Genomic DNA, 22838 nt, shown 5'->3' with positions numbered 1-22838 from the left:
TAGGGGGAGCGTCCCTTGCCGCAACCGAAAGCCCCAGCATTGACCGACAAGCCGACCGTTTTTGTCTTTTCCGGCCCCAACCTCAACCTGCTCGGTACGCGTGAGCCCGAGATTTATGGCCACGACACGCTGAACGACATCCACGCGCGGCTGGAGGCGCAGGCGGCCGCGCTGGGATTGCGCGTCGAATGCCGCCAGACCAACCATGAAGGTGTGCTGATCGACTGGCTGCACGAGGCCTATGTCGCGGGCGCCAAGGCGGTGCTGCTCAACGCGGGCGGCTACACCCACACTTCGATCGCGCTCCATGATGCGATCAAATCGATCAAGGTGCCGGTGATCGAGGTTCATTTGTCCGACCCGATGAGTCGCGAAGAGTTTCGCCACATCAGCTACGTCGGCATGGCCGCGGTCGCCCATTTTGCAGGCCATGGCGCGAACAGCTATACGCTGGCGCTGGACGCCGCCGCGCGTCTCTGACAATAGAGCGCATCAAAAACGGGGTCAGGCCGCCGCAACGTCGGCGCCGCAACAACAGGAAAATTCTCATGGGTGACCATAAAGACAATGGCATCAACATCGATCCGGGCTATGTCCGCGCGCTCGCCGAACTGCTCGACGACACCGGCCTGTCCGAAATCGAGGTCGAGGACGGCGAACGCAAGATCCGCGTCGCCCGCACGCTGAGCGCGGCCGCCGCGCCCGTCGCTTATGCACCCGTCGCCGCACCGGCTGCGCCAGCTCCGGTTGTTGCTCCCGCCGCCGCGCCGGCCGCCGACAGCTTCGCCGGCGCGGTTAAATCGCCGATGGTCGGCACCGTCTATCTGTCGCCCGAACCCGGCGCGCCCAATTTCGCCGCCGTCGGTTCGGCGGTGAAGGAAGGCGACACCGTCCTGATCATCGAGGCGATGAAGGTGATGAACCCGATCGTCGCGCCGACGTCGGGCACGCTGAAGGCCGTGCATGTCGAGAACAGCCAGCCGGTCGAATTCGACCAGCCGCTGTTCACCATCGGCTGATCAACACATGGCCATTGAAAAGCTCCTGATCGCCAACCGCGGCGAGATCGCGCTGCGCATCCATCGTGCGTGCCACGAAATGGGCATCAAGACCGTCGCGGTCCATTCGACCGCCGACGCCGACGCGATGCACGTCCGCCTTGCCGACGAGGCCGTTTGCATCGGCCCGCCCGCGGCGAAGGACAGCTATCTCAATATCCCCGCGATCATCTCGGCGGCTGAAATCACCGGCGCCGACGCGATCCATCCGGGCTATGGCTTCCTGTCCGAGAACGAGCGTTTCGCCGAGATCATCGAAGCGCATGACATGATCTTTGTCGGGCCGAAGCCCGAGCATATCCGCACCATGGGCGACAAGGTCGAGGCAAAGCGCACCGCGGTGGCGCTCGGATTGCCCGTCGTTCCGGGTTCGCCCGGCGCCGTCACTTATGGCGACGAATGCCGCAAAATGGCCGAGGACATCGGCTATCCGGTGTTGATCAAGGCGGCGTCGGGCGGTGGCGGGCGCGGGATGAAGGTCGTCCCCGACGCGGGCAGCCTGGAAAGCCTGATGGGCCAGGCATCAAGCGAAGCCGCCGCGGCGTTCGGCGATCCGACCGTTTACATGGAAAAATACCTCGGCAATCCGCGCCATATCGAATTCCAGGTGTTCGGCGACGGCAATGGCAACGCCATCCATTTGGGTGAGCGCGATTGTTCGCTCCAGCGCCGCCACCAGAAAGTGCTCGAAGAAGCCCCCTCACCGATCATCTCGGCCGAGGAGCGCGCGCGCATGGGCGGCATCTGCGCCGATGCGATGGCCAAGATGGGCTATCGCGGCGCCGGTACGATCGAGTTTCTGTGGGAAAATGGCGAATTCTTCTTCATCGAGATGAACACGCGCATCCAGGTCGAGCATCCGGTGACCGAGATGATCACCGGTTTCGACCTTGTCCGTGAACAGATCCGCATTGCCGGCGGCATGGGCCTGTCGGTTCGTCAGGAAGACCTCGAATTCCGCGGCCACGCAATGGAATGCCGTATCAATGCCGAGGATCCGCGCACCTTCCTGCCCTCGCCGGGCAAGGTCACCAATTATCACGCCGCGGGCGGCATGCACGTCCGCGTCGATAGCGGGCTTTACGCCGGCTATTCGATCCCGCCCTATTACGACAGCATGATCGGCAAGCTGATCGTTTATGGCCGCAGCCGCGAAAGCTGCATGATGCGGATGCGCCGCGCGCTCGAGGAAATGGTGATCGCCGGGGTCAAGACGAACATCCCGCTGCATCAGGCCTTGCTCGCCGATCCCGACGTGATCCACGGCGATTACACGATCAAGTGGCTCGAGGAATGGCTGGCGCAGCAGGATGAGGCGTCGAAAGCCTAGTTCGCTATCGTCACCCCGGCGGAGGCCGGGGCCTCATAGACTGTTTCTGACGCACCACTGAGATCCCGGCCTTCGCCGGGATGACGGATATTATTCGCGATGCGCCCAGCCGTGCGCCACGTCACTTTCACTACCGTCCTTTTTTGGCTATGGACCTCAACCATGGTCAAAAACGTCTCTTTTTCTGCGCGTCCCGCCGCGACGCTCCTCCTCCCGCTGAGCCTGCTGGCCGCGCCCGCGCTCGCCCAGACCGGGGTGAAGGAGGATTCGGTCGTCCTGCAACCCGACAAGGTCGCCGACGATGCGCCGGTGATCGCGGCGCAGATCGCCTTGCCGACCTGGTCGGAAGAAAATGCCACCGCGCTGCTCAGCGTCATCGAAAAGATCGGCGCCGAGGGCCTGTTCGCCAAGGATTACAAGCCCGACACGCTCGCCGCGGCGATCCTGGCGAACGATCAGGCGCGGCTCGACAAGGTCGCGACCGACACCTTCCTGCTCCTCGCCACCCACCTGCGCGACGGGCGCACGCCAAATGCGGCGCGCAAACAATGGTTCATGGTCGATAGCGATGCCGACAGCGAGCCGCTGCTCGCGCTGCTCGGCACCGCGCTCAACGCCGGGTCGATCCGCGAAACCTTGCTCGGCCTCAACCCCGTGCATCCCGACTTTGCGGCGCTCAAGGCGTCGCTCGCCAAGGCTAAGGCGGGCGCCGACGCCAATGCGATCCGCGTCAACATGGAACGCTGGCGCTGGATGCCGCGCTCGCTCGGCGACCGCTATGTCGTCAGCAATGTTCCCGAATATCTGACCCGCGTCGTCCATGGCGGCACGATCATCGCGACGCACAAGGCCGTGGTCGGCAAGAATTCGACCCCGACGCCGCAGCTTAACCCGATGGCGACCGGCATCATCGTCAACCCGACGTGGACGCTGCCGCGCAGCATCATCAACGAAGGTATCGGCGCGACGATCGCGCGCAATCCCGCCTCGGCGCGCGCGCAGGGCTATACCTGGACCGGCAGCGGCAAGACGCTGTCGGTGGTGCAAAAGGCCGGGCCGAACAACGCGCTGGGCGTGATGAAGATGGAAATGCTCAACGAGCATGCGATCTACCTGCACGACACCCCGTCAAAGGGTGCGTTCGGCGCCGCGGCGCGCGCATTCAGCCATGGTTGTATCCGCACGGAACGCGCGCTGCATTTCTCGGGCCTGATGGCGGTGATGTTCGCGGGCAAAAGCCCTGAGGAGTTTGGCGAGGCGATCGCCAGCGGTGCGACGACACGCTTCGGCTTCGACAACCCCTTCCCCGTCTATGTCGCCTATTGGACCGTCGTCCCCGACGGCAAGGGCGGGATCAAGAAACTCGCCGACCTCTATGGCCGCGACGCGCCGGTGGTGGCCAGCTTTGCCCAGCCTGGCCGCCCCACCGCAACGATCATTGCCCCGACCGCCCCGCCGGTCGTGCCGACAATCGAAACGACCGCGCGCGCGACGACCCCGGGGACCAGTGGGGTGTATTGAAGAGGCGACCTTGCCGCCCCTCTCTTCTTCCCCTCCCTGATCGGGAGGGAAATTTGCGAGAACCGACCCAAAACAGGCATCGTCAGCGCAGCACGCCCTTCGCCGTCATCGCGCGGGCGTAGAAAATCAGGCCAAGCATGATGACCCAGATGACCCCGGTGACGATGACGGGGACATTCTGAAACAACTGCCGCAACGTGTCGCCGTTCAATATGTGCTGATAATAGGTCGAACCGGCGAGCCCGACGATCGACGCCAGATACGCGGTCAGCGCATGGCGCGAACGAAACAGCAAGAGCAACGAGCCGACAAATGCGCCGATCCCGCCGAGCGCCCAGCAGACATTGGCCCAGGCGGGAGCCCCCAGAATGAAGGTCCGCTGCGCTTCGGTGAGCGGTGACAGCCAAAATTCATTCTGCAAATTGGTCAGCGTAAAATCGACGACAGGAAATGCGTTCACCAGCAGCGAAAGTCCCCCGACGACCCACAGGTGCCACGGCGTTTTTGCAGCTTCGGTCATTTTCGTCTCCCCCCTCCAGAAAGATCAGGCGAAGCTATCACGCTTTGCCGGTGCCAGCAATGCAGTGATATAGTCGCGCAATACAGCAATGTTGCGATCGAAATAGCCGATGTCGCGGTACGTACGCGCCTGCATCACCGCGCCCTCCATCACCGTCAGCACAAACTCGCCCAGCGCCTGACTATCGCTGCCCGGCGGCAGGCGGTCGGCCGCGGCGTCGAAACACCCCGCGATCGCCGCTGCCCAATTGGTGAAGTTCGCCGCCATCAGCTCGCGCACCACCGGGTCGGGTTCGTGGATTTCCAGCGCTAGGCTGCCGATCGGGCAGCCATAGGTGCAGTCGGTGACGATCAGATGGGTGCGGTAACCGGCGAGCAGCGCAAAGATGCGGTCGATCGGGTCTTCGACGCCCTGCCAGTTCGGCGCGAGCAGATTATCCTCGATCCCGTCGCGATAGAATTCGAGCACGCCGACCAGCACGTCCTGCTTGCCCGGGAAGAAATGATAGAGGCTGCCGCTATGCACCTGGCTGCGCGAGAGGATGTCGGCGATCGACGTCGAGCCATAGCCCTTCTCCCAGAACAGCTCCATCGCGGTCATCAGGATGCGATTGCGGGTGTCGGTGGCGTTCATGTCCCGCCCTAGCCTGCGCGGTCATAGGCGGCGCGCAGCCAGCCGGCCACCTGATCGTCGGCGTCGGCATCGGCGGCGATCCGCACCCGGTGCGACACCATCGCGTTCCAGCTGCCCGCGAGTTCGAGCTTGCCGAGGGGCGCCTCGCCCTTCAGCGCCAGGCCGATGTCGAACCGATCCTTGGTTGACGGCTGGAGCAGCGCGAACTGCTTCTTGCGGCGCAGGCTGACATAGCCCTTCTTCGGCGCCAGCTCGACGTCACCGCCGAACCCCTGCACCAAAGCCACCAGCCGGTCGTATAGCGGCCGCCAATGCCCCCTGGCCCCGTCGAACGCCGCCGCGACCAGCACGTCGTCGTCCTGCGACACCGCCGCCGAGGCATTGGCGGCGTGGACGATCATGTTTGCATAACCATGACCCAGGCCGTGGGCCGATTTCAGGTGGTTCACAAGCGGCATATGCCCAGCGATGCCCGCAGCACGCGCGGTCGCAACCCATTCGTCGAGCCCCTTGCCGGTCTTGGCGCGCAGGCTTTCGCCCATCTTCTCGAATTCGTCGGCCATCACCGTCCTCCCTCTCCAAGATGACTTGATTGAACATTCAACCAAGCGATTTGTCAAGAGGCTTGGCAACGGGCAGCGGGCGCGCGATAGGCGCGGCCATGTGCGTCGTTGCTCTCGCTTGGCAGGTTCATGCCGATTGGCCGCTGATCCTGATCGGCAACCGCGATGAATTCCATGCGCGCCCTGCCGCACCGCTCAGCGAGTGGGACGACGGCAGCGGCATTGTCGCCGGACGCGATATTCAGGCGGGCGGCACCTGGCTGGGCGTCCATCGCCCGAGCGGCCGGGTCGTGGTGGTCACCAATGTGCGCGGCGCGATGCCCGATCCGGCGAAGGACTCGCGTGGCGCGCTGGTGGTCGACATGCTGCGAGGAACGGGTCGCTTCGCCGCCCCGGTCGCCGCCGACCTTGACCGATGCAACGCCTTCAACCTGTTTGCCGTCGGCGGCGGCCAGGCGCGGCTGCTGACCAACCGGCCGCAGCCCCGGATCGCCGCGCTCGGCCCCGGGGTCCATGCTCTCGCCAACGAACCGGTCGATACGCCCTGCCCGCGCGCCGAGCGCCTGCGGTCGGCACTCGCGGCGGTTGTCGATGCGCGTGCCGATCCCCAAGGCCTGCTCGACACGTTGACCGCGACCAGCGATCCGGCGCTGTTCCTGCGCGGCGACGTCTATGGCACCCGCGCCTCAACACTCTTGGCGGTGGCGACGGACGGCACGGCGAAGATGATCGAGCGCCGATACGAAGCGGGCGGCCGCCCCGTTGGAACGACCGCCCTGCAATATTCGATCGGCTGAGCCGGGCGCGCTTTACTTCGGCGCGATCACCATCAGCATCTGGCGGCCTTCGGTGCGCGGATGCGCTTCGACCTTCGCGATTTCCGACGTCAGTTCAGCGACGCGCTGCAGCACGTTCAGGCCAAGCTGGGTGTGGCTCATTTCGCGGCCGCGGAAACGCATGGTCATCTTGACCTTGTCGCCCTCCTCCAGAAAGTCGAACACCTTGCGCATCTTCACGTCGAAATCATGATCGTCGATATTCGGACGCATCTTGATCTCTTTGATTTCCTGCGTTTTCTGGCTCTTGCGCGCCAGGTTCGCCTTTTTCTGGGCTTCGTATTTGAACTTACCCACGTCCAGGAATTTGCACACCGGCGGATCGGCATTCGGGGATACTTCAACCAGGTCCAGCCCAACAGAGGCGGCCTGCTCGATCGCTTCGGCCGTCAGCATTACGCCCAGATTTTCGCCTTCCTCGTCGATCACACGGACCTTGGGCGAGGCGATGAATTCATTGTATCGCGGGCCGTTTTTCGGCGGCAGCGGCGCCATCGGGCGGCGGGTCATGGGCGGTGGTATAGCTGTATCTCCTGGTCGTGGACGGGTGGCGCGCGGAATCGGCGCGATTTACGCACGCCATGCTCATATAGTGAACGCGGGCGCGCCGTAAAGGCCGCCCATGACATCATGGCGACGCTTTTCGTGCGACTGTGGCGGCTAAGACACGGCGATGCGCGCCGCGCCTACCATTTGGTCGGCGCGGGATCGACGACGCGAAAACCGCCCGCGCCGATTTCGCTGACCTCGAGCGCGCGCTGGGCGATGCCGCGGTTGTTGAAACGGAAGATGCCGTCGATACCGCCGAACCCGTCAGTGGCGAGCAGCTTGTTCACCGGAAAGCTGGTGCCCGGTTTCCAGTCGCGCGCGATCCGCACGGTCAGCAGCACCGAGTCATACCCCAGGCTGGCGAGCCGGTACGGCGCCTTGCCGAAACGGGTGCGATATTTGCCCGCGAGTTGGCCGTACAGACCGTCGGACACGCTGGCGAACCACGACCCGCGCATCACCGCGCTGCTGCCCAGCGACGCGTCGGTGTTCCACAGCTCGGTGCCCAGGATCTGGCGCTGGCCGGTGCCCTTGATGACGGGCACGGCGCGGATCGCGTTGCCGCCGCTATCGGCAATCAGCACCGCGTCGATCGCGCCCGCATTGGCGATCCGCCGCGCCGCACCGGTCAGCGCGGTCGCACTACGGTCATAGCTTTCGACCGCGACCAGCGTGCCGCCGGCTTCGGCGACAGCGGTACGGAACGCGGCGACCGAGCGGTCGCCATAGACATTTTTCGGCACCAGCGCGCCGAACCGCTGATGCCCCTTGCCGCGCGCAAAGGCGACGACGCGCTCGACCGACTGGCCGGGGACAAAGCCCATGATGAAGACGCCGTTGCCCGCGACGCTGCTGTCGTTCGAGAAACTCAGCACCGGCACCTTGGCATCGCGCGCAATGGGCGCGACCGCGGCGACGTCTTCGCTGAGCAGCGGGCCGAGGATCAGCCGGTTGCCGTCGGCGACTGCCTGCCGCGCCGCCGCCGCCGCGCCGAGCGCGGTGTCGTAAGTGGTTATGCGGACGCGCTCGGTGCGCGAATCGAGCAGCGCCAGCGTCGTCGCATTGGCGATCGCGGTGCCGACGTCGGCGTTGGGGCCGGTCTGCGGCACCAGCAGCGCGACGCGGTGGCGATCGGTGTCGGTGGGCAGGCCGGGGCCGACATTGTCGGTCGGCGCTTCGGGCGGCGGCGGCGCAACGGGGCCATTGCCTTTCGGGACGACCTGACACGCGCCAAGCAGTCCCGCCAGCGCCACGGCACCGAGTCCGCGCAGCATGTGCCGCCGCGGCGATGCATATGCTTGGCGCGCGCCCATCTGGCAGTTGGGGGCAGTTTCTGCCATTTTCGGCGTCATGCCAGATTCGACCATCTCAAATTCTCCCTTGCCCGGTCTCTATATCGTCGCGACCCCCATCGGCAACCTTGGCGACATCACCGCACGCGCCGGGGCGATGCTGGCGCGCGCCGATGTGATCGCGGCAGAGGATACCCGCGTCACCGCGAAGCTGCTTTCACATCTTGGATTGCGCGTGCCGATGACCCCCTATCACGATCACAGCGACGAACGCACCCGCGCGACGCTGGTTGCGCGTATGGCGAGCGAAGTTGTCGTTTTGGTGTCGGATGCCGGTACCCCGCTGATTTCCGACCCCGGATATAAACTGGTCCGCGACGCGCGCGCGGCGGGGCGGCATGTCACCACCCTGCCCGGCCCGTGCGCCGCGATCGCCGCGATCACCCTGTCGGGGCTGCCCAGCGACCGCTTCCTGTTCGCCGGGTTCCTGCCGTCAAAGGCCAAGGCGCGCGCCGACACACTCGCCGAATTCGCGGGGTTGCGCGCCACATTGGTGTTTTACGAAAGCGGCCCGCGCCTCGCGTCTGCCCTTAGCGCGCTCGCCGAAGGTCTCGGCGACCGCGACGCGGCTGTCGCGCGCGAGATCAGCAAGATGTTCGAAGAATGCGTCACCGGCACATTGACCGAGCTCGCCGCACGCTACGCCGATGCGCCGCCGAAGGGCGAGATCGTCATCGTCGTCGGCCCGCCGGGCGAAGCGGCACCCGAAGCGGCCGACGACGCGACGCTCGCCGCGGCGCTGCGCGATGCGATGGTGGACAAGCCCGTCGCGCAGGCTGCGAAAGCGGTGGCCAAACGCTTCGGGCTCGACCGCCACGCCGTCTATGCCCGCGCCCTCGCGCTCAAGGATGCCGGTTGAAGCGCGCCGCCGCCGAAGCGCGCGGGCGCAAAGCCGAGCGCCGCGCCGCCTGGTGGCTGCGCCTCCACGGCTGGCGCATCTTGGGCGAACGGTTGCGCGTCGCCGCGGGCGAAGTCGATCTCGTCGCACGGCGCGGCCGCACCGTCGCTTTCATCGAAGTGAAATGGCGCGAACGCGCCGAGGATCTCGACCTCGCCATCGACCAATATCGCCTGCGCCGCGTCGCCGCGGCGGCGGAAATGCTCAGCCCCCGCTTTGCCCGTCCGCACGACGACATCCGCATCGACGTGATGCTCCTTGCGCCGGGGCGCCTGCCACGCCATCTGGTCCACGTCTGGCAACCTTGAGGAATAGCGAATGACCCTGCGCGCCGCGGTGCAAATGGACCCGATGGACGGTATCAACATCGGGGGCGACAGCAGCTTTGCCCTGATGCTGAAGGCGCTCGAACGCGGTTACACTCTCTATCATTACGACGTGCGCGGGCTGACGTGGGAGGCCGGACGGCTGACGACGAAGGCGCACCGCGTGCTCGACGTCAAGCGCGAGGCCGGGGCGCACTACAGTTTCGGCGACGAGGTCACCCTCGATCTCGGCCGCGATGTCGATGTCATCCTGATGCGGCAGGATCCGCCCTTCGACCTCGGCTACCTCACCGGCACCTGGCTGCTCGAACGGATCGCGAGCGAGACGTTGGTGGTCAACGACCCCGTCTCGGTGCGCAACGCCCCCGAAAAAGTCTTCGTGCTCGATTTTCCCGAATATATGCCGCCGACGATGGTCACCCGCGATCTCGATGCGGTGAAGGATTTTCAGGCGCGCTATGGCGCGGTCGTGATCAAGCCGCTGCACGGCAATGGCGGCAAGGCGGTATTCCGTATCGACGCCGATGGCAGCAACCTCGGGGCGCTGGTCGAACTGTTCGGACAGGTGTGGCCCGAACCCTTCATGGTACAGCAGTTCCTGCCCAGCGTCGCGCAAGGCGACAAGCGCATCGTGCTGATCGACGGCGAGGTTGCGGGGGCGATCAACCGGCGGCCCGGCGAAGGCGAATTCCGCTCGAACCTCGCGGTCGGCGGTTTTGCCGAAGCGACAACGCTGACCCCGCGCGAGCAGGAAATCTGCGCTGCGCTTGGCCCGGCGCTCAAGGAACGCGGGCTGGTGTTTGTCGGCATCGATGTGATCGGCGGCGAATGGCTCACCGAAATCAACGTCACCTCGCCCACCGGGATCGTCGCGATCGACCGGTTCAACAACAGCGATACGGCGGGTCTGATCTGGGACGCGATCAATCGAAGGATCGGCTGACGCGGCCCGCGCGTTACCCCTGCCATGACCGATTTCATCCTGACCCTGATCCAGAGCTGGGGCTATATGGGGATATTTATCCTCATGTTCCTCGAGAATGTGTTCCCGCCTATTCCGTCCGAAGTGATCATGGGGCTCGGCGGCATCGCCGTCGCCAAGGGACATTTCGATTTCTGGACGCTCGTCGCGGTCGCGGTCGCGGGGACGACCGTCGGCAATTGGGTGTGGTACGGCATCGGCCGCTGGATCGGCTATCAGCGGCTGAAACCCTTTATCGATCGCCACGGCCGCTGGCTGACCCTCGACTGGGCCGAGGTCGAACGGCTGCACGCATGGTTTCTGAAACATGGGCCGGGCATCGTCTTCGTTGCGCGCTTCATGCCCGTCGCGCGCACGATGGTGTCGCTGCCCGCGGGCATGGTAAAGATGAACCAGGCGAAATTCCTGGCTTGGACCGCGGCGGGATCGACGATCTGGATCACCGCGCTGGCCGGCGCGGGCAACTGGTTCGGCGGCCAGTTCGCCAATATGGACGCCTTTGTCGGCCCGGTGGCACTCGTCGCGATCGGATCGCTGGTGCTGCTGTATTTCTATCGGGTGGCCACCTGGAAGCCATCGAACCTCAGCGAAAAATAAAACTGCCCCTGAGCCCGTTCGTGTCGAGCGAAGTCGAGACACGCGAAGGCACACGAAAACTCAACGTCTCTCGACTTCGCTCGAGACGAACGGAAAGAGAAAAGCGCCCCCTAAGCCCGCGGATGCGCGCTGCGATAAATGTCGAGCAGATGCGCGGCATCGACCGCGGTGTAAACCTGCGTCGAGGCGAGGCTGGCATGGCCGAGCAACTCCTGCAAACTGCGCAAATCGGCACCGCCCGCCAGCAGATGCGTCGCGAAACTGTGGCGCAGCGCGTGCGGCGTCGTGCGCTCGGAAAGCCCCAGTGCGCGGCGCGCCGTCCGCACGCTGGCACGCACGACGCCGGGCGCGAGCGGCCCGCCGCGCACGCCGAGAAATAGCGGGGCGTCTTTGGCGATCGGATACGGACAGGCCTCGACATAGCGCGTCAACGCGCTGGCGACGGCAGGCAGGATCGGCACGACGCGCGTCTTGCCCCGTTTGCCGGTGACGCGCAGTGTCTCACCCAGCGGCAGAGCGGCGCCGGTCAGCCCAAGCGCCTCGCCGATGCGCAGCCCTGCGCCATAGAGCAGCAACAGCAGCGCGAAATCGCGCGCGCCGGTCCACCCCTGCCGCGCGCCATCCGCGACATCCTGCGCCAGCGCGAGCGCCTCGGTGGGCGAGACGGGACGCGGCAGCCCTTTCTTGACCCGCGGCCCGCGCAGCGGCGGCACGCTGGCGCCCGAACCGCCGACGAAGCGCAGGAAACCGCGCAAGGCCGACAGCTCGCGCGCCGCCGACGCATTGCCCAGCCCCTCGGCGCGGCGGTCGGCAAGATAGGCGCGTAAGTCGTTGGGGGTCAGTTTGGTCAGCATCGGGCCGTCGACCGCACCGCCGCGGTGCTCGGAAAGGAAAGCGCAAAAGCGCTCGGCGGTCGCGGTATAAGCGCGGCGCGTGTGCTCCGACCGGCGCTTTTCATGCGCCAGATGGGCATCCCAGTCGCGGATCAGATCGAGGCTCACTCAAAATCCCGTTCGTGCTGAGCTTGTCGAAGCACCGTTCTTTTCTTGACGGTGAAGGAAAAACGGTCCTTCGACAAGCTCAGGACAAACGGAGCTTGGAAAGCACTAATCCGTCCGCACGACCTCGGAAAGAATGGAGTCGAGCAGGAGAATACCGCCGTCGGTCACTGCCAGCCGGTCGCCGTCCTGCTCCATCAGCCCCTGACCGACCAACCGCGCCACGGCATCGGCGTCGACAAAGGCCGCGCGCCCCAGCCCGCTTCGCATCTCGATCCGCGCCAGATCGATTCCCTCGGTGAGCCTGAGCCCCATCAGCATCGCCTCGGTCGCGCGTTCGTGCGCGGGCAGATCGGCTTCAACCTTCAGTCCGTGGCCGTTGCGCGCCACCGCCGCGATGAAATTCTCGGGCTTCTTGTGCCGCTCGGTCGCCTGTCCCAGCCGCCGCCCATGCGCGCCGGGGCCGACCCCGGCATAATCGGCGTAACGCCAATAAGTGAGATTGTGGCGGCTCTCCTGCCCGATCCGGGCGTGGTTCGACACTTCATACCGTGGCAGTCTGGCAGCGCTGGTCATCGCCTGCGTCGTATCAAAAAGATCGGCTGCGGCATCGCCATCGGGGATCGTCAGGTCGCCCTTCGCCGCCAGCGTCGCAAAGCGCGTGCCGGGTTCGATGGTCAGCTGGTAGAGCGACAGGTGATCGGTGCCGAACGCCAGCGCCCCCGCCAGTTCGCTTTCCCACGCCGCCACCGACTGGCCGGGTCGCGCGTAGATCAGGTCGAAGCTGACTCGCGCAAAATGCTCTTGCGCGGTCGCAATCGCGCGCCGCGCCTCATCCTCGCTGTGCGCGCGGCCAAGAAAATCAAGCACTTGCGAATCAAAGCTCTGAACCCCGATCGACACACGATTGACCCCGGCAACCGCCAGATCAGCAAAATTGGCGACCTCGACCGAGTTCGGGTTCGCCTCCAGCGTGATCTCGACATCATCGGTCAAGCCCCACTCGGTCTCGGCCGCTGCTATCACCGCCGCGACGGTCGCGGGCGGCATCAGGCTGGGAGTGCCCCCACCGAAAAAGATCGACCCGACCGTGCGCCCCGGCAGCAACGCCGCCTCGTGCCGCAAATCGACGAGCAGCGCTTCGCGCCACGCCGCCTGATCGACACTCTCGCGGACATGGCTGTTAAAGTCGCAATAGGGACATTTTGACACGCAAAACGGCCAATGGACATAAAGAGCGAGCGGTTCGGCCATGCGCGCGGCCTACAAAGCCCCCGCCACCAGCTTGGCAAACGCATCCGCCCTGTGGCTGATCGCATGCTTTTCCGCCGGATCGATTTCCGCATAAGTCAGTGTGTTACCGGTCGGAACAAACACCGGGTCATAACCAAAGCCCAGCAACCCGCGCGGCGGCCAGGTCAGGCTACCCTCAGCCCGCCCCTCGAACACCTCGGCATGGCCATCGGGCCATGCGAGCGCGAGGGTGCAGACGAAGCACGCGCTGCGGTCGACGCCCTCGCCCTGTTCGGCGAGCAAGCCTTCGACCTTGCCCATCGCCATATACCAGTCGCGGCCGGGCTCGCCCTCGAACGCCTGCCGCTCGGCCCAGTCGGCGGTGTAAACGCCGGGGCGCCCGCCCAGCGCGGCGACTTCGAGTCCGCTGTCGTCGGCCAGCGCGGGCAGCCCCGCCGCCGACGCACTCGCGTGCGCCTTCAGCAGCGCATTGTCGCGGAACGTCGTGCCCGTTTCCTCGGGCTCGGGCAGGCGCAGGTCGCCCGCGGACACCGGTTCGATCCCGAACGGTTCCAGCAGCGCCCGAATCTCGCGCACCTTGCCCGCATTGTGGCTGGCGATGACGAGTTTACCGGGGGTGAGTTTGCGGGTCATGCGATGAATCTTTCCCTTCTTTCGTCACCCCGGACTTGATCCGGGGTCCATTGCAGCAAGGCCGAATGGATGCCGGATCAAAGTCCGGCATGACGAAGGATTTTAGCGCCCCGTCGCCTTGTCCTGCGCCGCGAAAATCTCACCGCAACCGATGCGCGCCAAGCGCAGCAACCGCAGCAACCCTTCTTCGTCATAGGTCGCGCCCTCGGCGCTCGCCTGCACTTCGACGATCTGGCCGCGCCCGGTCAGCACGAAATTGCCGTCGGCTTCGGCCACCGAATCCTCGTCATAATCCAGGTCGAGCACCGGGGTGCCGTTGTAGATGCCGCACGAAATTGCGCCGACCTTGTCGACGATCGGATCCTCGGCAATCGCCTTGGTTTCCAGCAGCTTGTCGACCGCGATCCGCAGCGCGACCCACGCACCCGAAATCGACGCGGTGCGGGTGCCGCCATCGGCCTGGATGACGTCGCAATCGATGATGATCTGCCGCTCGCCGAGCTTTTTCATGTCGACCACGGCGCGCAAGCTGCGTCCGATAAGCCGCTGAATTTCCTGGGTCCGCCCCGACTGCTTGCCCTTCGCCGCTTCGCGGCTGCCGCGGGTGTGCGTCGCGCGGGGCAGCATGCCATATTCGGCGGTGACCCACCCCTGCCCCTTGCCGCGCAGGAACGGCGGCACCTTCTCATCAACGCTGGCGGTCACCAGCACCTTCGTATTGCCAAAGCTGACGAGGACGCTGCCCTCGGCATGGATGGTAAAGGCGGTTTCGATGGCGATCGGGCGCATCTGATCGGGGGCGCGGCCGGATGGGCGCATGGGGGATTCTCCTGTGATTGTGTGCGGCGCGCTTAGCGGCGAAGCGAGGCGAGCGCAAATCCCCTCTCCCTTTAAGGGAGAGGGCTCCGGTGCTTGCCCCCGCGCCCCCGCGTCCCTAAATCCTCCCCATGACCACCGCGCCGATCACCGAACTCACCACGCGCGCCCGCGACGTGTTCCGGCTGGTCGTCGATGCCTATCTGGAAACCGGCCAGCCGGTCGGGTCGCGCACCTTGTCGAAGCTCGCGGCGCTCAACCTGTCGCCCGCTTCGATCCGCAACGTCATGCAGGATCTGGAGGAGTTCGGCCTGCTCGCCAGCCCGCACACCAGCGCGGGACGCCTCCCCACCGAACAAGGGCTGCGCCTGTTCGTCGACGGCATGATGCAGGTCGCCGAACCCAGCGCAGAGGACCGCGCCCAGATCGAGACTTCCCTTTCGGACGCCGGCCCGATCGAAAGCGCGCTGGCGCAGGCGACCTCGGCGCTCTCCGGCCTGTCGGCCTGCGCCGGGCTTGTGCTCGTCCCCAAGCATGAGCGTATCCTCAAGCAGGTTGCCTTCGTCCCACTGTCGGCGAACCAGTCGCTCGTCGTGCTCGTCGCGGGCGACGGCGCGGTCGAGAACCGCGTCATCGACACGCCCCCCGGGCTCGACCCGTCGGCGCTGGTCGAGGCGGGGAACTATATCAGCGCGATGCTGGCGGGCCTGACGCTGACCGAAGCGATGGCGCGGGTACGCCATGAAATCGAGGCTGAGCGCATCGCGATCGACCGCGCCGCGCAGGATCTGGTCAGCCGCGGCCTCGCCATCTGGTCGTCCGACGGTGCCGACCGCCCGGTGCTGATCGTGCGCGGCCAGGCCAATCTGCTCGACGAGAATGCGGTCGGCGACCTCGACCGCGTCCGCCAATTGCTCGACGAACTCGAAACCAAGCAGGAGATCGCAGGGTTGCTCGACAGCGCGCGCGACGGCAGCGCGACCCGCATTTTCATCGGCTCCGAAAATAAATTATTCTCGCTTTCGGGCTCTTCCGTGATAGCGGCGCCCTATCGCGGATCGGACGGGCGCGTGGTCGGCGTGGTCGGGGTCATCGGCCCCACCCGCTTGAACTATGCCCGCATCGTTCCCATGGTGGATTTCACCGCACAATCGCTCTCCAAACTGATACGATAAGGCTTATGACGAACATCGAAAACGACACCCCGGTCGACGACAGCGCGACCCCCGAAACCGACGCCCCCGAAGCGGCCACCCCCGAAAATGATGAGGTCGCCCAGCTGACCGAACAGCTCGCCGCGGTGCAGCAGGATCTGCTTTACGCCCGCGCCGAGACGCAGAATGTCCGCCGCCGCGCCGAGAAAGAGGTCGCCGACGCGCATGCTTATGCCGCGACCAAATTTGCGCGCGACATCCTGTCGGTCGCCGACAACCTTGGCCGCGCGCTGGCTGCGCTCAGCGAAGAGCAGCGCGCCGACGATGCGATCAAGCCGCTGATCACCGGGCTCGAAGCCACCGAACGCGAATTGCTCAGCGTCTTTGAACGCAACGGCATCACCCGCATCGCCGCGATCGGCCTGCCGCTCGATCCCAACCAGCATCAGGCGATGCTGGAAATCCCGAGCGAGCAGACGCCGGGCACGATCGTGCAGGAAATGCAGGCGGGGTATATGATGAAGGACCGGTTGCTGCGCCCCGCGATGGTCGCGGTGGCAAAGGCGGGGTAGTCACCCCCCCCTTGCGGGGAGGGGATCAAAGGGTGGGGGTAGCGGCGCGTCTGCGCCGCATGAGAATTTGCGACATCAAGGTCAGGGACAGGGTCTCTTTGCGCACAAGTGCGCAGACCCCCACCCCAAACCCCTCCCCGCAAGGGGGAGGGGTTCAAGCGTTAAGCCGCCTTGCGCAGCTTCATCAGCTTCTTCAGCACCATCTCGCGCTTCAATCGCGACAGATGGTCGATGAACAATATGCCCTCCAGATGGTCATGCTCGTGCTGGATGCACGTCGCCATCAGCCCGGTCATGCGTTCCTGATGCGGCTTGCCGTCCTCGTCCTGCCAGTCGACGGTGACTTCGGCGGGGCGCGTCACATCGGCATATTGTTCGGGGACCGAGAGGCAGCCTTCCTGATAGACGCTATGCTCCTCGCTCTCGTCGGAGAAGACGGGGTTAATGAAGACGCGCGGCTCGCGGATCACCTTCTTGCCCTCTTCGTCCTCGGGATCGGGTTCCTGCAGATCGATGACCAGGATGCGCTTCGCCACCCCGACCTGAATCGCCGCCAGCCCGATGCCGGGGGCGTCGTACATCGTCTCGAACATATCGGCGACCAGCTGCTTCAGCTCGGCGTCGAAGGTTTCGACGGGCTTGGAAATGATGCGCAGCCGGGGATCCGGGGTCTCTATGATAGGGAGTAGGGCCATGGGGTGCAGGTATGAATGCGCAAAGGGAGAGTCAAGGCTAGGCGCGAGCGGAGAGGTCGCCTAGGTTGCTCCCAAGATGTCCAAACTCCTGTCCCAGTCTTGCGCCGCGCTCGGTTCGTCAACGCCGGTCGTTGAATTGACGACCACGGGCACTGAAGATTGGCCAGTTTGGAACCGCTTTCTTACCGTCAATGGCGCCTCAGCCATGCAAATCGGCAATATCTGTGGGACGTGCAGCTTCTTTTTCGAACGACTGGAAACAGCCACCCGACCAGCAACAGATTTCATGCGTACGGAGCTCTCCAAGGGCTTGGTCGAGATTGATCCGGTGCTGGTCGAGAGCTTCGGCGCGTTGCTATTGAAGGGGGAGTATCTCCTCGCGCTGATCGAATGCGTTCCGGCGCGCGTCGAGCAAGGTACGCCCGACGACTATTTGTCGCATACGAACAGGACGCGGATGACGATCCGATGGAACCAAATACACATTACTACCGATTGAAAGATCGTTCGGCGATCGTGTTGGATAAGGATCAGGATGGCGATCCGGAGCTGGGTTTCGAGTTCATCGTTCCGCTCGCCCAGTCGCTTGATAAAGCTACTTTATCATCTCATCGTGAGAGGCTGATCGCGGGAGAGCGTCCCACGGCGGTGTCACTGTCAGTTCTCGACATCAAACAACCTCACGACGGCCTCGCCCATTGGTGCATGGCTCACTATCTTCTAGACGGTCACCACAAGGTCGAGGCGGCCGCCCAAGAAGCAAAACCCATCACGTTGCTGGCCTTCATTCCCATAGACGGCGGAATATCGCGGAAAGAGCATATATCCGCTTTTTTGTCGTCCTACCTGCGATAGTACTAACCCACCGGACGCCGGGCGCGCAGCGCCTGCGCCAGCGTCCCTTCATCGAGATAATCCAGCTCGCCCCCCACCGGCAGACCATGCGCCAGCTGGGTCAGCCGCACCGGATAGCCCTCCAGCCGCTCGGCGAGATAATGCGCCGTGGTCTGCCCCTCCAGCGTCGCGTTCATCGCCAGCACGACCTCGTCGATGCCGCCCGCCGCGACGCGCGCGACCAGCGCGTCAATGCTGAGATCCTGCGGGCGGATGCCCTCCAGCGCCGAGAGCCGCCCGCCCAGCACATGATATTTGCCGGGGAAAAGCCGCGACTTGTCGAGCGCCCACAGGTCGGACACCTCCTCGACGACGCACAGGCTACGCGCATCGCGGCGCGGGTCGGCGCAGATCGCGCAGGGATCGTGGGTATCGACATTGCCGCAAGTGCCGCAGGTGACCAGCCGTTCGGACACCGTCTGCAGCGCCGCGAGCAGCGGCACGAACGCACTCTCGCGCTTCTTCATCAGATGCAACACCGCGCGCCGCGCCGACCGCGGGCCGAGGCCAGGGAGACGGGCGAGTTGCTGAACGAGGGCTTCGATTTCGGTGGAGGCCATGCACAGCACCTATCGCGGCCCGCGCGGACGCACAACAATCCTCTCCCCTTGCGGGAGAGGATGCCGCAGCTTGGCGCAAAGCGCCTAGCGAAGGCTGGAGAGGGGGTGCGACGGTGCAGCCCCCTCTCCCGCTGCGACTAGCCAGCAAGCTGGCAAGTCTCGCTCCCTCTCCCGCAAGGGGAGAGGGACACTTGCGCCATTCCGAAACCTCCGCCAAAGCCCGCAGCCATGCGTATCGCCTTCATGGGAACGCCGCCCTTTGCGGTGCCGACGCTCGCTGCGCTGCACGCGGCGGGGCATGACATTGCCGCGGTCTATACCCAGCCGCCGCGCCCGGCGCAGCGCGGCAAGAAATTTCAGAAAAGCCCGGTTCAGGTGTGGGCCGAAGACCATGGCCTGCCCGTCCGCACCCCGAAGAGCCTGAAGACCGAAGAAGCACAGGCCGAATTCGCCGCGCTGGACCTCGATGTCGCGGTGGTCGCCGCGTACGGCCTCATCCTGCCGTCCGCGATCCTCGCTGCGCCGCGCGAAGGCTGCCTCAACGTCCATGGTTCGATCTTGCCGCGCTGGCGCGGCGCCGCGCCGGTGCAGCGCGCCATATTGGCGGGCGATGTGGAGACCGGGGTGACGATCATGCAGATGGACATCGGGCTCGACACCGGCGCGATGCGACTGATCGAGCCGACTCCGGTGGGGCGCAAGACCGCGGGGGTGCTGACCCACGAACTCGCCGAAATGGGCGCGCTGATGATGCGCCGCGTCCTCAGCGACCTCCACGCCTTTCCGCCGGCGCCGCAGCCAGAGGACGGCGTCACCTACGCCGCCAAGATCGACAAGAGCGAAGCGCGGCTCGATTTCCTGGTGAGCGCGGCGCAGGTCGAACGGCAAATTCGCGCGTTCAATCCGATGCCCGGCGCGTTTTTCGAGCTGGAGGGTGAGCGGTACAAGATATTGGCCGCCGAAGTCGTCCATCCCGCCGATACGGTCGCGGGCGCCGCCCCCGGCGTGACGCTCGACGACGCGCTGACTATCGCCTGCAACCCGGGAGCGATCCGCGCGACGCGGGTGCAGCGGGCGGGGAAGCCTGCGATGGAGGCGGGCGAATTGCTGCGCGGACGGGGAATTCCGGCGGGGACGCGGCTAACCTAATCCCCTCTCCCATTTAGAGAGAGGGTTGCGCAGCCTTGGCAGCTTGCTGCCTAGGCGACGCTGGGTGAGGGGTTGTGTCCTCACGATAGCGCACACCCCCTCACCCGCTGCGACTAGGTGGCGAAGCCACCAAGTCTCGCTGCCCTCTCCCGCAAGGGGAAAGGGTCATAGGGTGTCTCGACTTCGCTCGACACGAACGGCTAAGGGGGCGGCAATGACCCGCTTCGCCCTCACCATCGAATATGACGGCCGCCCCTTCATGGGCTGGCAGCGACAGGCGCACGGCCCCAGTGTCCAGCAGGCGATCGAGGAGGCGATCCACCGCTTCACCGCCGAGACGGTACAGGTGTTCAGCGCCGGCCGCACCGATGCCGGGGTGCATGCCATCGCGATGCGCGCGCATGTCGACATCGCCAAGCCGCTGACCCCGTTCAAACTGACCGAGGCGCTCAACGCACAGCTGCGCCCCGCGCCGATCGCCGTGCTCGCGGCGGAGGTCGTCCCCGACGACTGGCACGCGCGCTTTGCCTGTACCGGGCGCAGTTACGAATATCGCATCGTCAACCGCCGCGCGCCGCTGACGTGGGACAAGGGGCTGTCGTGGCAGGTCGCGCGCCCGCTCGATGCCGATGCGATGCACGCCGCGGCGCAGCAGCTGATCGGCCTGCATGACTTCACCACCTTCCGCTCGGCGCATTGCCAATCGCAAAGCCCCGTCAAGACGCTCGATAAGCTGACCGTCAGCCGTCACGGCGAGGAGGTGATCATCGAAGCCGCGGCGCGCAGCTTCCTCCACCATCAGGTGCGATCGATGGTCGGGTGCCTGTCGCTGGTCGGGCACGGCCGCTGGTCGGCGCGCGATTTGAAGGATGCGCTCAATGCCGCCGACCGCAACGCGCTGGGGCTGAACGCGCCGCCGGATGGGTTGTATTTTGTGGGTGCCACTTACCCCTAGTCGTCATTGCGAGGAGCGTAGCGACGCGGCAATCTCCCGCTGGCGTCCGAGCGAAACGATAGCTGGGGATTGCTTCGCTCCGCTCGCAATGACGACAACGAAAAGGGGCGGCCCTCTCGGACCGCCCCTTCCCTTTATCGCTAACCCGCGCGCTTACACTTTTTCAGCGTAATACAGCGGCGCATGCTCGTTGAGGATCTGGAGGATCTTCGCCTGCGCGGTCTTTTCGTCGCTTTCTTCCATGGCGCCCAGTTCGCGCGCGAGGCGGCTCGATGCCGCTTCAAAGATCTGACGTTCCGAATAGCTCTGCTCGGGCTGGTCGTCGGCGCGGAACAGGTCGCGGGTCACTTCGGCGATCGACACCAGGTCGCCCGAATTGATCTTCGCTTCATATTCCTGCGCGCGGCGCGACCACATGGTGCGCTTGACCTTCGGCTTGGTGGTCAGCACCTGCAACGCTTCCTTCAGCGTCTTGTCCGACGACAGCTTGCGCATCCCGACGCCTTCGGCCTTGTTCGTCGGCACGCGAAGCGTCATTTTTTCCTTTTCGAAGCGCAGGACATAGAGTTCGAGCTGCATCCCGGCGATCTCCGACCGCTGCAACTCGATGACGCGCCCCACGCCATGTTTGGGATAAACCACATAATCGCCGACTTCGAACAAGAGCGTGTTCACGGACATGCAAATTCCTTTTCTTGTGCCTTGACCCCGATCTGAAAGTGCGACAACAGCGGCGCATCCCGCCCTCTAGCCAAGGGGGATTTACAATCGCTCGGCGCTAGCCAGTCAGAGTGACAAGGGATATGGCTCCATCGGAACGCCGTGCAATGCCCCAGCCCGCGATGGGAAGAGGCAGTATGTCGGCGCGTTGATATTTATTATAACAGATTCGCAACAAAATTGCCACCCCCGCGCGGAAATGCGCGGCCGGGCCGCTTGACGGCGCCCGACAGCCGTTTCACGCTGGGACAAAATGCGGGCTCGAACCCCAGGAAGAGGATGGCGATATGGATGGTCAATGCTGGTGGATCACGGGCGCATCGTCGGGAATCGGCGCCGCGCTGGCGCGGGCGCTGGCGGCGCGCGGGGCAAGGCTGATCCTGTCGGGCCGCAATGTCGCGGCGCTCGAAGCTGTCGCCGCCGATTGTGCCACCGATACGCTGGTGCTGCCGTTCGAGGCGACCGACTATGCCTCCCTCCCCGCCATCGCCGAACAGGCATGGGGCTGGCAGGGCCGCATCGACGGCCTCGTCAACAACGCCGGCATCTCGCAGCGCAGCCTGGCGATCGACACCGACTTTGCCGTCTATCAACAGATTGTTGCGGTCGATCTGCTCGCCCCGATCGCGCTGACGCAGCAGCTGCTGCCGCGCATGATCGGCGCTGGCGGCGGCCAGATCGTCGCGATCTCCAGCGTCGCGGGGATCGCCGGGGTGCCGCTGCGCAGCGCCTATTGCGCGGCGAAGCACGGCCTGATCGGCTATCACGACAGCGTGCGCGCCGAAAATGCGCATCTGGGATTGAAGGTGCTCGTCGTCGCGCCGGGATCGGTCCAGACCAACGTCAGCCGCAACGCGCTCAACGCCGACGGCAGCGTCCGCGGGGAAAGCGACGCCGCGATCGACAACGGCCTGTCGCCCGATTTCGCCGCCGCGCAGATATTGGCGGCGGTCGATGCCGGGACGCGCGAACTGGTGGTGGCCGAAGGCGCCGAGGCGGCGATTGCCCAAATGCGCCGCAGCGACCCCAATGCGCTGTTCGACCGGATGAGCGCGATGGTCCAGGCGGGCTATGCGGCGCAGATGAAGGCAACGGGCGCGAGCTGAGCGACGGCTTACGACCGGAAGTGGTCGGAAAGCCCCTCCCCTTCAGGGGAGGGGTTGGGGTGGGGGCCAGCGGCCTTGCGCAAGGCCGCTGGCCCCCACCCCCAGCGCCAAACCAACCCAGTGGGAAATAAGGCATCCCCTAACCGGTGGACAGGGCCCCCCCCGGG

The 22838-nt window shown here is 65.2% G+C and carries 28 protein-coding genes; 16 read left to right on the top strand and 12 right to left on the bottom strand.

Annotated features, from left to right (window positions below):
- Nucleotides 1-39 precede the first annotated feature (39 nt).
- The 4 genes from ACTIFP_RS03470 (at nt 40) to ACTIFP_RS03455 (ending at nt 3909) form a co-directional block, all read left to right on the top strand.
- Nucleotides 40-480 carry a type II 3-dehydroquinate dehydratase gene (locus tag ACTIFP_RS03470; RefSeq protein ID WP_439567326.1) on the top strand — a complete coding sequence of 147 codons (441 nt, stop codon included), beginning with the start codon at nt 40-42 and terminating at the stop codon, nt 478-480.
- A 68-nt stretch (nt 481-548) separates the two neighbouring features.
- Complete coding sequence (accB, locus tag ACTIFP_RS03465) at nt 549-1019, top strand: acetyl-CoA carboxylase biotin carboxyl carrier protein (RefSeq protein ID WP_439567325.1); 471 nt, start codon at nt 549-551, stop codon at nt 1017-1019.
- 7 nt (nt 1020-1026) lie between these two features.
- Nucleotides 1027-2388 carry an acetyl-CoA carboxylase biotin carboxylase subunit gene (gene accC, locus ACTIFP_RS03460; RefSeq protein ID WP_439567324.1) on the top strand — a complete coding sequence of 454 codons (1362 nt, stop codon included), beginning with the start codon at nt 1027-1029 and terminating at the stop codon, nt 2386-2388.
- Between the two features lie 162 nt (nt 2389-2550).
- On the top strand, nt 2551-3909 hold the full coding sequence (locus tag ACTIFP_RS03455) for a L,D-transpeptidase family protein (protein ID WP_439567323.1): 1359 nt from the start codon (nt 2551-2553) through the stop codon (nt 3907-3909).
- A gap of 82 nt (nt 3910-3991) precedes the next feature.
- On the opposite strand, the gene ACTIFP_RS03450 is transcribed toward ACTIFP_RS03455, so the two are convergent.
- From ACTIFP_RS03450 to ACTIFP_RS03440, 3 genes are read right to left on the bottom strand one after another with little or no spacing between them, the layout of a single operon-like run.
- Nucleotides 3992-4429 carry a hypothetical protein gene (locus tag ACTIFP_RS03450; protein WP_439567322.1) on the bottom strand — a complete coding sequence of 146 codons (438 nt, stop codon included), beginning with the start codon at nt 4427-4429 and terminating at the stop codon, nt 3992-3994.
- Nucleotides 4430-4453: 24 nt separating this feature from the next.
- Nucleotides 4454-5062, bottom strand: coding sequence for a TetR/AcrR family transcriptional regulator (locus tag ACTIFP_RS03445; protein ID WP_439567321.1), 609 nt, complete (start codon nt 5060-5062; stop codon nt 4454-4456).
- 8 nt (nt 5063-5070) lie between these two features.
- Nucleotides 5071-5625: a DUF4287 domain-containing protein gene (locus ACTIFP_RS03440; RefSeq protein WP_439567320.1), complete on the bottom strand. Its 555-nt coding sequence runs from the start codon at nt 5623-5625 to the stop codon at nt 5071-5073.
- Nucleotides 5626-5723: 98 nt separating this feature from the next.
- Between ACTIFP_RS03440 and ACTIFP_RS03435 the strand changes: the two genes are divergently transcribed.
- Nucleotides 5724-6422 (top strand): NRDE family protein, encoded by a 699-nt coding sequence (locus ACTIFP_RS03435; protein ID WP_439567319.1) that lies wholly within the window; start codon nt 5724-5726, stop codon nt 6420-6422.
- Nucleotides 6423-6434: 12 nt separating this feature from the next.
- Here ACTIFP_RS03435 and infC read toward each other — a convergent pair whose 3' ends face one another.
- Together infC and ACTIFP_RS03425 are read right to left on the bottom strand one after the other, a co-directional pair.
- Nucleotides 6435-6971, bottom strand: coding sequence for a translation initiation factor IF-3 (gene infC / locus ACTIFP_RS03430; RefSeq protein ID WP_439567318.1), 537 nt, complete (start codon nt 6969-6971; stop codon nt 6435-6437).
- Between the two features lie 176 nt (nt 6972-7147).
- A complete protein-coding gene (locus ACTIFP_RS03425) occupies nt 7148-8284 on the bottom strand; it encodes a penicillin-binding protein activator (protein WP_439567798.1) in 1137 nt (378 codons plus the stop codon).
- 76 nt (nt 8285-8360) lie between these two features.
- Here ACTIFP_RS03425 and rsmI point away from each other — a divergent pair, with 76 nt between their 5' ends.
- The 4 genes from rsmI to ACTIFP_RS03405 are packed head-to-tail and all read left to right on the top strand — an operon-like array spanning nt 8361 to nt 11165.
- A complete protein-coding gene (rsmI, locus tag ACTIFP_RS03420) occupies nt 8361-9221 on the top strand; it encodes a 16S rRNA (cytidine(1402)-2'-O)-methyltransferase (protein WP_439567317.1) in 861 nt (286 codons plus the stop codon).
- Nucleotides 9218-9568 carry a YraN family protein gene (locus tag ACTIFP_RS03415; protein ID WP_439567316.1) on the top strand — a complete coding sequence of 117 codons (351 nt, stop codon included), beginning with the start codon at nt 9218-9220 and terminating at the stop codon, nt 9566-9568. The genes rsmI and ACTIFP_RS03415 overlap by 4 nt, the downstream gene beginning before the upstream one ends.
- 10 nt (nt 9569-9578) lie before the next feature.
- Nucleotides 9579-10529 carry a glutathione synthase gene (gene gshB / locus ACTIFP_RS03410; protein ID WP_439567315.1) on the top strand — a complete coding sequence of 317 codons (951 nt, stop codon included), beginning with the start codon at nt 9579-9581 and terminating at the stop codon, nt 10527-10529.
- 24 nt (nt 10530-10553) lie between these two features.
- Complete coding sequence (locus ACTIFP_RS03405) at nt 10554-11165, top strand: DedA family protein (protein ID WP_439567314.1); 612 nt, start codon at nt 10554-10556, stop codon at nt 11163-11165.
- 110 nt (nt 11166-11275) lie between these two features.
- Here the strand turns inward: ACTIFP_RS03405 and ACTIFP_RS03400 are convergent, their stop codons facing one another.
- The 4 genes from ACTIFP_RS03400 to rph all read right to left on the bottom strand — a co-directional run bounded on the left by ACTIFP_RS03400 (nt 11276) and on the right by rph (nt 14869).
- The gene (locus ACTIFP_RS03400; RefSeq protein ID WP_439567313.1) at nt 11276-12166 is read right to left on the bottom strand and encodes a tyrosine recombinase XerC; all 891 of its coding nucleotides are present in this window, start codon (nt 12164-12166) and stop codon (nt 11276-11278) included.
- Between the two features lie 105 nt (nt 12167-12271).
- Complete coding sequence (hemW, locus tag ACTIFP_RS03395; protein WP_439567312.1) at nt 12272-13417, bottom strand: radical SAM family heme chaperone HemW; 1146 nt, start codon at nt 13415-13417, stop codon at nt 12272-12274.
- Nucleotides 13418-13426: 9 nt separating this feature from the next.
- Complete coding sequence (gene rdgB / locus ACTIFP_RS03390; protein WP_439567311.1) at nt 13427-14050, bottom strand: RdgB/HAM1 family non-canonical purine NTP pyrophosphatase; 624 nt, start codon at nt 14048-14050, stop codon at nt 13427-13429.
- 102 nt (nt 14051-14152) lie between these two features.
- Complete coding sequence (rph, locus tag ACTIFP_RS03385; RefSeq protein ID WP_439567310.1) at nt 14153-14869, bottom strand: ribonuclease PH; 717 nt, start codon at nt 14867-14869, stop codon at nt 14153-14155.
- 128 nt (nt 14870-14997) lie between these two features.
- Here rph and hrcA point away from each other — a divergent pair, with 128 nt between their 5' ends.
- The gene (hrcA, locus tag ACTIFP_RS03380) at nt 14998-16041 is read left to right on the top strand and encodes a heat-inducible transcriptional repressor HrcA (protein WP_439567309.1); all 1044 of its coding nucleotides are present in this window, start codon (nt 14998-15000) and stop codon (nt 16039-16041) included.
- Between the two features lie 5 nt (nt 16042-16046).
- A complete protein-coding gene (gene grpE, locus ACTIFP_RS03375; RefSeq protein ID WP_439567308.1) occupies nt 16047-16592 on the top strand; it encodes a nucleotide exchange factor GrpE in 546 nt (181 codons plus the stop codon).
- Nucleotides 16593-16753: 161 nt separating this feature from the next.
- Here the strand turns inward: grpE and def are convergent, their stop codons facing one another.
- A complete protein-coding gene (gene def / locus ACTIFP_RS03370; RefSeq protein WP_439567307.1) occupies nt 16754-17287 on the bottom strand; it encodes a peptide deformylase in 534 nt (177 codons plus the stop codon).
- A gap of 76 nt (nt 17288-17363) precedes the next feature.
- On the opposite strand from def, the gene ACTIFP_RS03365 reads away from it, so the two are divergent.
- Nucleotides 17364-17786 (top strand): hypothetical protein, encoded by a 423-nt coding sequence (locus ACTIFP_RS03365; protein ID WP_439567306.1) that lies wholly within the window; start codon nt 17364-17366, stop codon nt 17784-17786.
- A complete protein-coding gene (locus tag ACTIFP_RS03360) occupies nt 17756-18142 on the top strand; it encodes a hypothetical protein (RefSeq protein ID WP_439567305.1) in 387 nt (128 codons plus the stop codon). Before ACTIFP_RS03365 ends, ACTIFP_RS03360 begins: the two co-directional genes overlap by 31 nt.
- A gap of 2 nt (nt 18143-18144) precedes the next feature.
- Here ACTIFP_RS03360 and recR read toward each other — a convergent pair whose 3' ends face one another.
- Entirely contained in the window at nt 18145-18741 is a 597-nt protein-coding gene (gene recR, locus ACTIFP_RS03355; RefSeq protein ID WP_439567304.1) for a recombination mediator RecR, read from the bottom strand.
- A 228-nt stretch (nt 18742-18969) separates the two neighbouring features.
- On the opposite strand from recR, the gene fmt reads away from it, so the two are divergent.
- Together fmt and truA are read left to right on the top strand one after the other, a co-directional pair.
- On the top strand, nt 18970-19890 hold the full coding sequence (gene fmt, locus ACTIFP_RS03350) for a methionyl-tRNA formyltransferase (RefSeq protein ID WP_439567303.1): 921 nt from the start codon (nt 18970-18972) through the stop codon (nt 19888-19890).
- Nucleotides 19891-20104: 214 nt separating this feature from the next.
- Nucleotides 20105-20845 (top strand): tRNA pseudouridine(38-40) synthase TruA, encoded by a 741-nt coding sequence (truA, locus tag ACTIFP_RS03345; RefSeq protein WP_439567302.1) that lies wholly within the window; start codon nt 20105-20107, stop codon nt 20843-20845.
- Nucleotides 20846-20998: 153 nt separating this feature from the next.
- Here the strand turns inward: truA and ACTIFP_RS03340 are convergent, their stop codons facing one another.
- Complete coding sequence (locus tag ACTIFP_RS03340) at nt 20999-21526, bottom strand: CarD family transcriptional regulator (RefSeq protein ID WP_037511307.1); 528 nt, start codon at nt 21524-21526, stop codon at nt 20999-21001.
- 326 nt (nt 21527-21852) lie between these two features.
- On the opposite strand from ACTIFP_RS03340, the gene ACTIFP_RS03335 reads away from it, so the two are divergent.
- On the top strand, nt 21853-22671 hold the full coding sequence (locus tag ACTIFP_RS03335; protein ID WP_439567301.1) for an SDR family NAD(P)-dependent oxidoreductase: 819 nt from the start codon (nt 21853-21855) through the stop codon (nt 22669-22671).
- The last annotated feature ends 167 nt before the right edge of the window (nt 22672-22838 follow it).

Source organism: Sphingopyxis sp. (genome assembly GCF_051861155.1).
GTDB lineage: Bacteria > Pseudomonadota > Alphaproteobacteria > Sphingomonadales > Sphingomonadaceae > Sphingopyxis.
Note: the sequence above shows the minus strand (reverse complement) of the source record. Positions and strands in the feature narration are given on the sequence as shown.

What these genes read in the sequence shown, in the direction of transcription:
- accB (WP_439567325.1), top strand. Translation starts at nt 549, where the DNA reads ATGGGTGACCATAAAGACAATGGCATCAACATCGATCCGGGCTATGTC.
- accC (WP_439567324.1), top strand. Translation starts at nt 1,027, where the DNA reads ATGGCCATTGAAAAGCTCCTGATCGCCAACCGCGGCGAGATCGCGCTG.
- ACTIFP_RS03455 (WP_439567323.1), top strand. Translation starts at nt 2,551, where the DNA reads ATGGTCAAAAACGTCTCTTTTTCTGCGCGTCCCGCCGCGACGCTCCTC.
- ACTIFP_RS03450 (WP_439567322.1), bottom strand. Translation starts at nt 4,429, where the DNA reads ATGACCGAAGCTGCAAAAACGCCGTGGCACCTGTGGGTCGTCGGGGGA.
- ACTIFP_RS03445 (WP_439567321.1), bottom strand. Translation starts at nt 5,062, where the DNA reads ATGAACGCCACCGACACCCGCAATCGCATCCTGATGACCGCGATGGAG.
- ACTIFP_RS03440 (WP_439567320.1), bottom strand. Translation starts at nt 5,625, where the DNA reads ATGGCCGACGAATTCGAGAAGATGGGCGAAAGCCTGCGCGCCAAGACC.
- ACTIFP_RS03435 (WP_439567319.1), top strand. Translation starts at nt 5,724, where the DNA reads ATGTGCGTCGTTGCTCTCGCTTGGCAGGTTCATGCCGATTGGCCGCTG.
- infC (WP_439567318.1), bottom strand. Translation starts at nt 6,971, where the DNA reads ATGACCCGCCGCCCGATGGCGCCGCTGCCGCCGAAAAACGGCCCGCGA.
- ACTIFP_RS03425 (WP_439567798.1), bottom strand. Translation starts at nt 8,284, where the DNA reads ATGCTGCGCGGACTCGGTGCCGTGGCGCTGGCGGGACTGCTTGGCGCG.
- rsmI (WP_439567317.1), top strand. Translation starts at nt 8,361, where the DNA reads ATGCCAGATTCGACCATCTCAAATTCTCCCTTGCCCGGTCTCTATATC.
- gshB (WP_439567315.1), top strand. Translation starts at nt 9,579, where the DNA reads ATGACCCTGCGCGCCGCGGTGCAAATGGACCCGATGGACGGTATCAAC.
- ACTIFP_RS03405 (WP_439567314.1), top strand. Translation starts at nt 10,554, where the DNA reads ATGACCGATTTCATCCTGACCCTGATCCAGAGCTGGGGCTATATGGGG.
- hemW (WP_439567312.1), bottom strand. Translation starts at nt 13,417, where the DNA reads ATGGCCGAACCGCTCGCTCTTTATGTCCATTGGCCGTTTTGCGTGTCA.
- rdgB (WP_439567311.1), bottom strand. Translation starts at nt 14,050, where the DNA reads ATGACCCGCAAACTCACCCCCGGTAAACTCGTCATCGCCAGCCACAAT.
- rph (WP_439567310.1), bottom strand. Translation starts at nt 14,869, where the DNA reads ATGCGCCCATCCGGCCGCGCCCCCGATCAGATGCGCCCGATCGCCATC.
- hrcA (WP_439567309.1), top strand. Translation starts at nt 14,998, where the DNA reads ATGACCACCGCGCCGATCACCGAACTCACCACGCGCGCCCGCGACGTG.
- grpE (WP_439567308.1), top strand. Translation starts at nt 16,047, where the DNA reads ATGACGAACATCGAAAACGACACCCCGGTCGACGACAGCGCGACCCCC.
- def (WP_439567307.1), bottom strand. Translation starts at nt 17,287, where the DNA reads ATGGCCCTACTCCCTATCATAGAGACCCCGGATCCCCGGCTGCGCATC.
- ACTIFP_RS03365 (WP_439567306.1), top strand. Translation starts at nt 17,364, where the DNA reads ATGTCCAAACTCCTGTCCCAGTCTTGCGCCGCGCTCGGTTCGTCAACG.
- ACTIFP_RS03360 (WP_439567305.1), top strand. Translation starts at nt 17,756, where the DNA reads ATGGAACCAAATACACATTACTACCGATTGAAAGATCGTTCGGCGATC.
- recR (WP_439567304.1), bottom strand. Translation starts at nt 18,741, where the DNA reads ATGGCCTCCACCGAAATCGAAGCCCTCGTTCAGCAACTCGCCCGTCTC.
- fmt (WP_439567303.1), top strand. Translation starts at nt 18,970, where the DNA reads ATGCGTATCGCCTTCATGGGAACGCCGCCCTTTGCGGTGCCGACGCTC.
- truA (WP_439567302.1), top strand. Translation starts at nt 20,105, where the DNA reads ATGACCCGCTTCGCCCTCACCATCGAATATGACGGCCGCCCCTTCATG.
- ACTIFP_RS03340 (WP_037511307.1), bottom strand. Translation starts at nt 21,526, where the DNA reads ATGTCCGTGAACACGCTCTTGTTCGAAGTCGGCGATTATGTGGTTTAT.
- ACTIFP_RS03335 (WP_439567301.1), top strand. Translation starts at nt 21,853, where the DNA reads ATGGATGGTCAATGCTGGTGGATCACGGGCGCATCGTCGGGAATCGGC.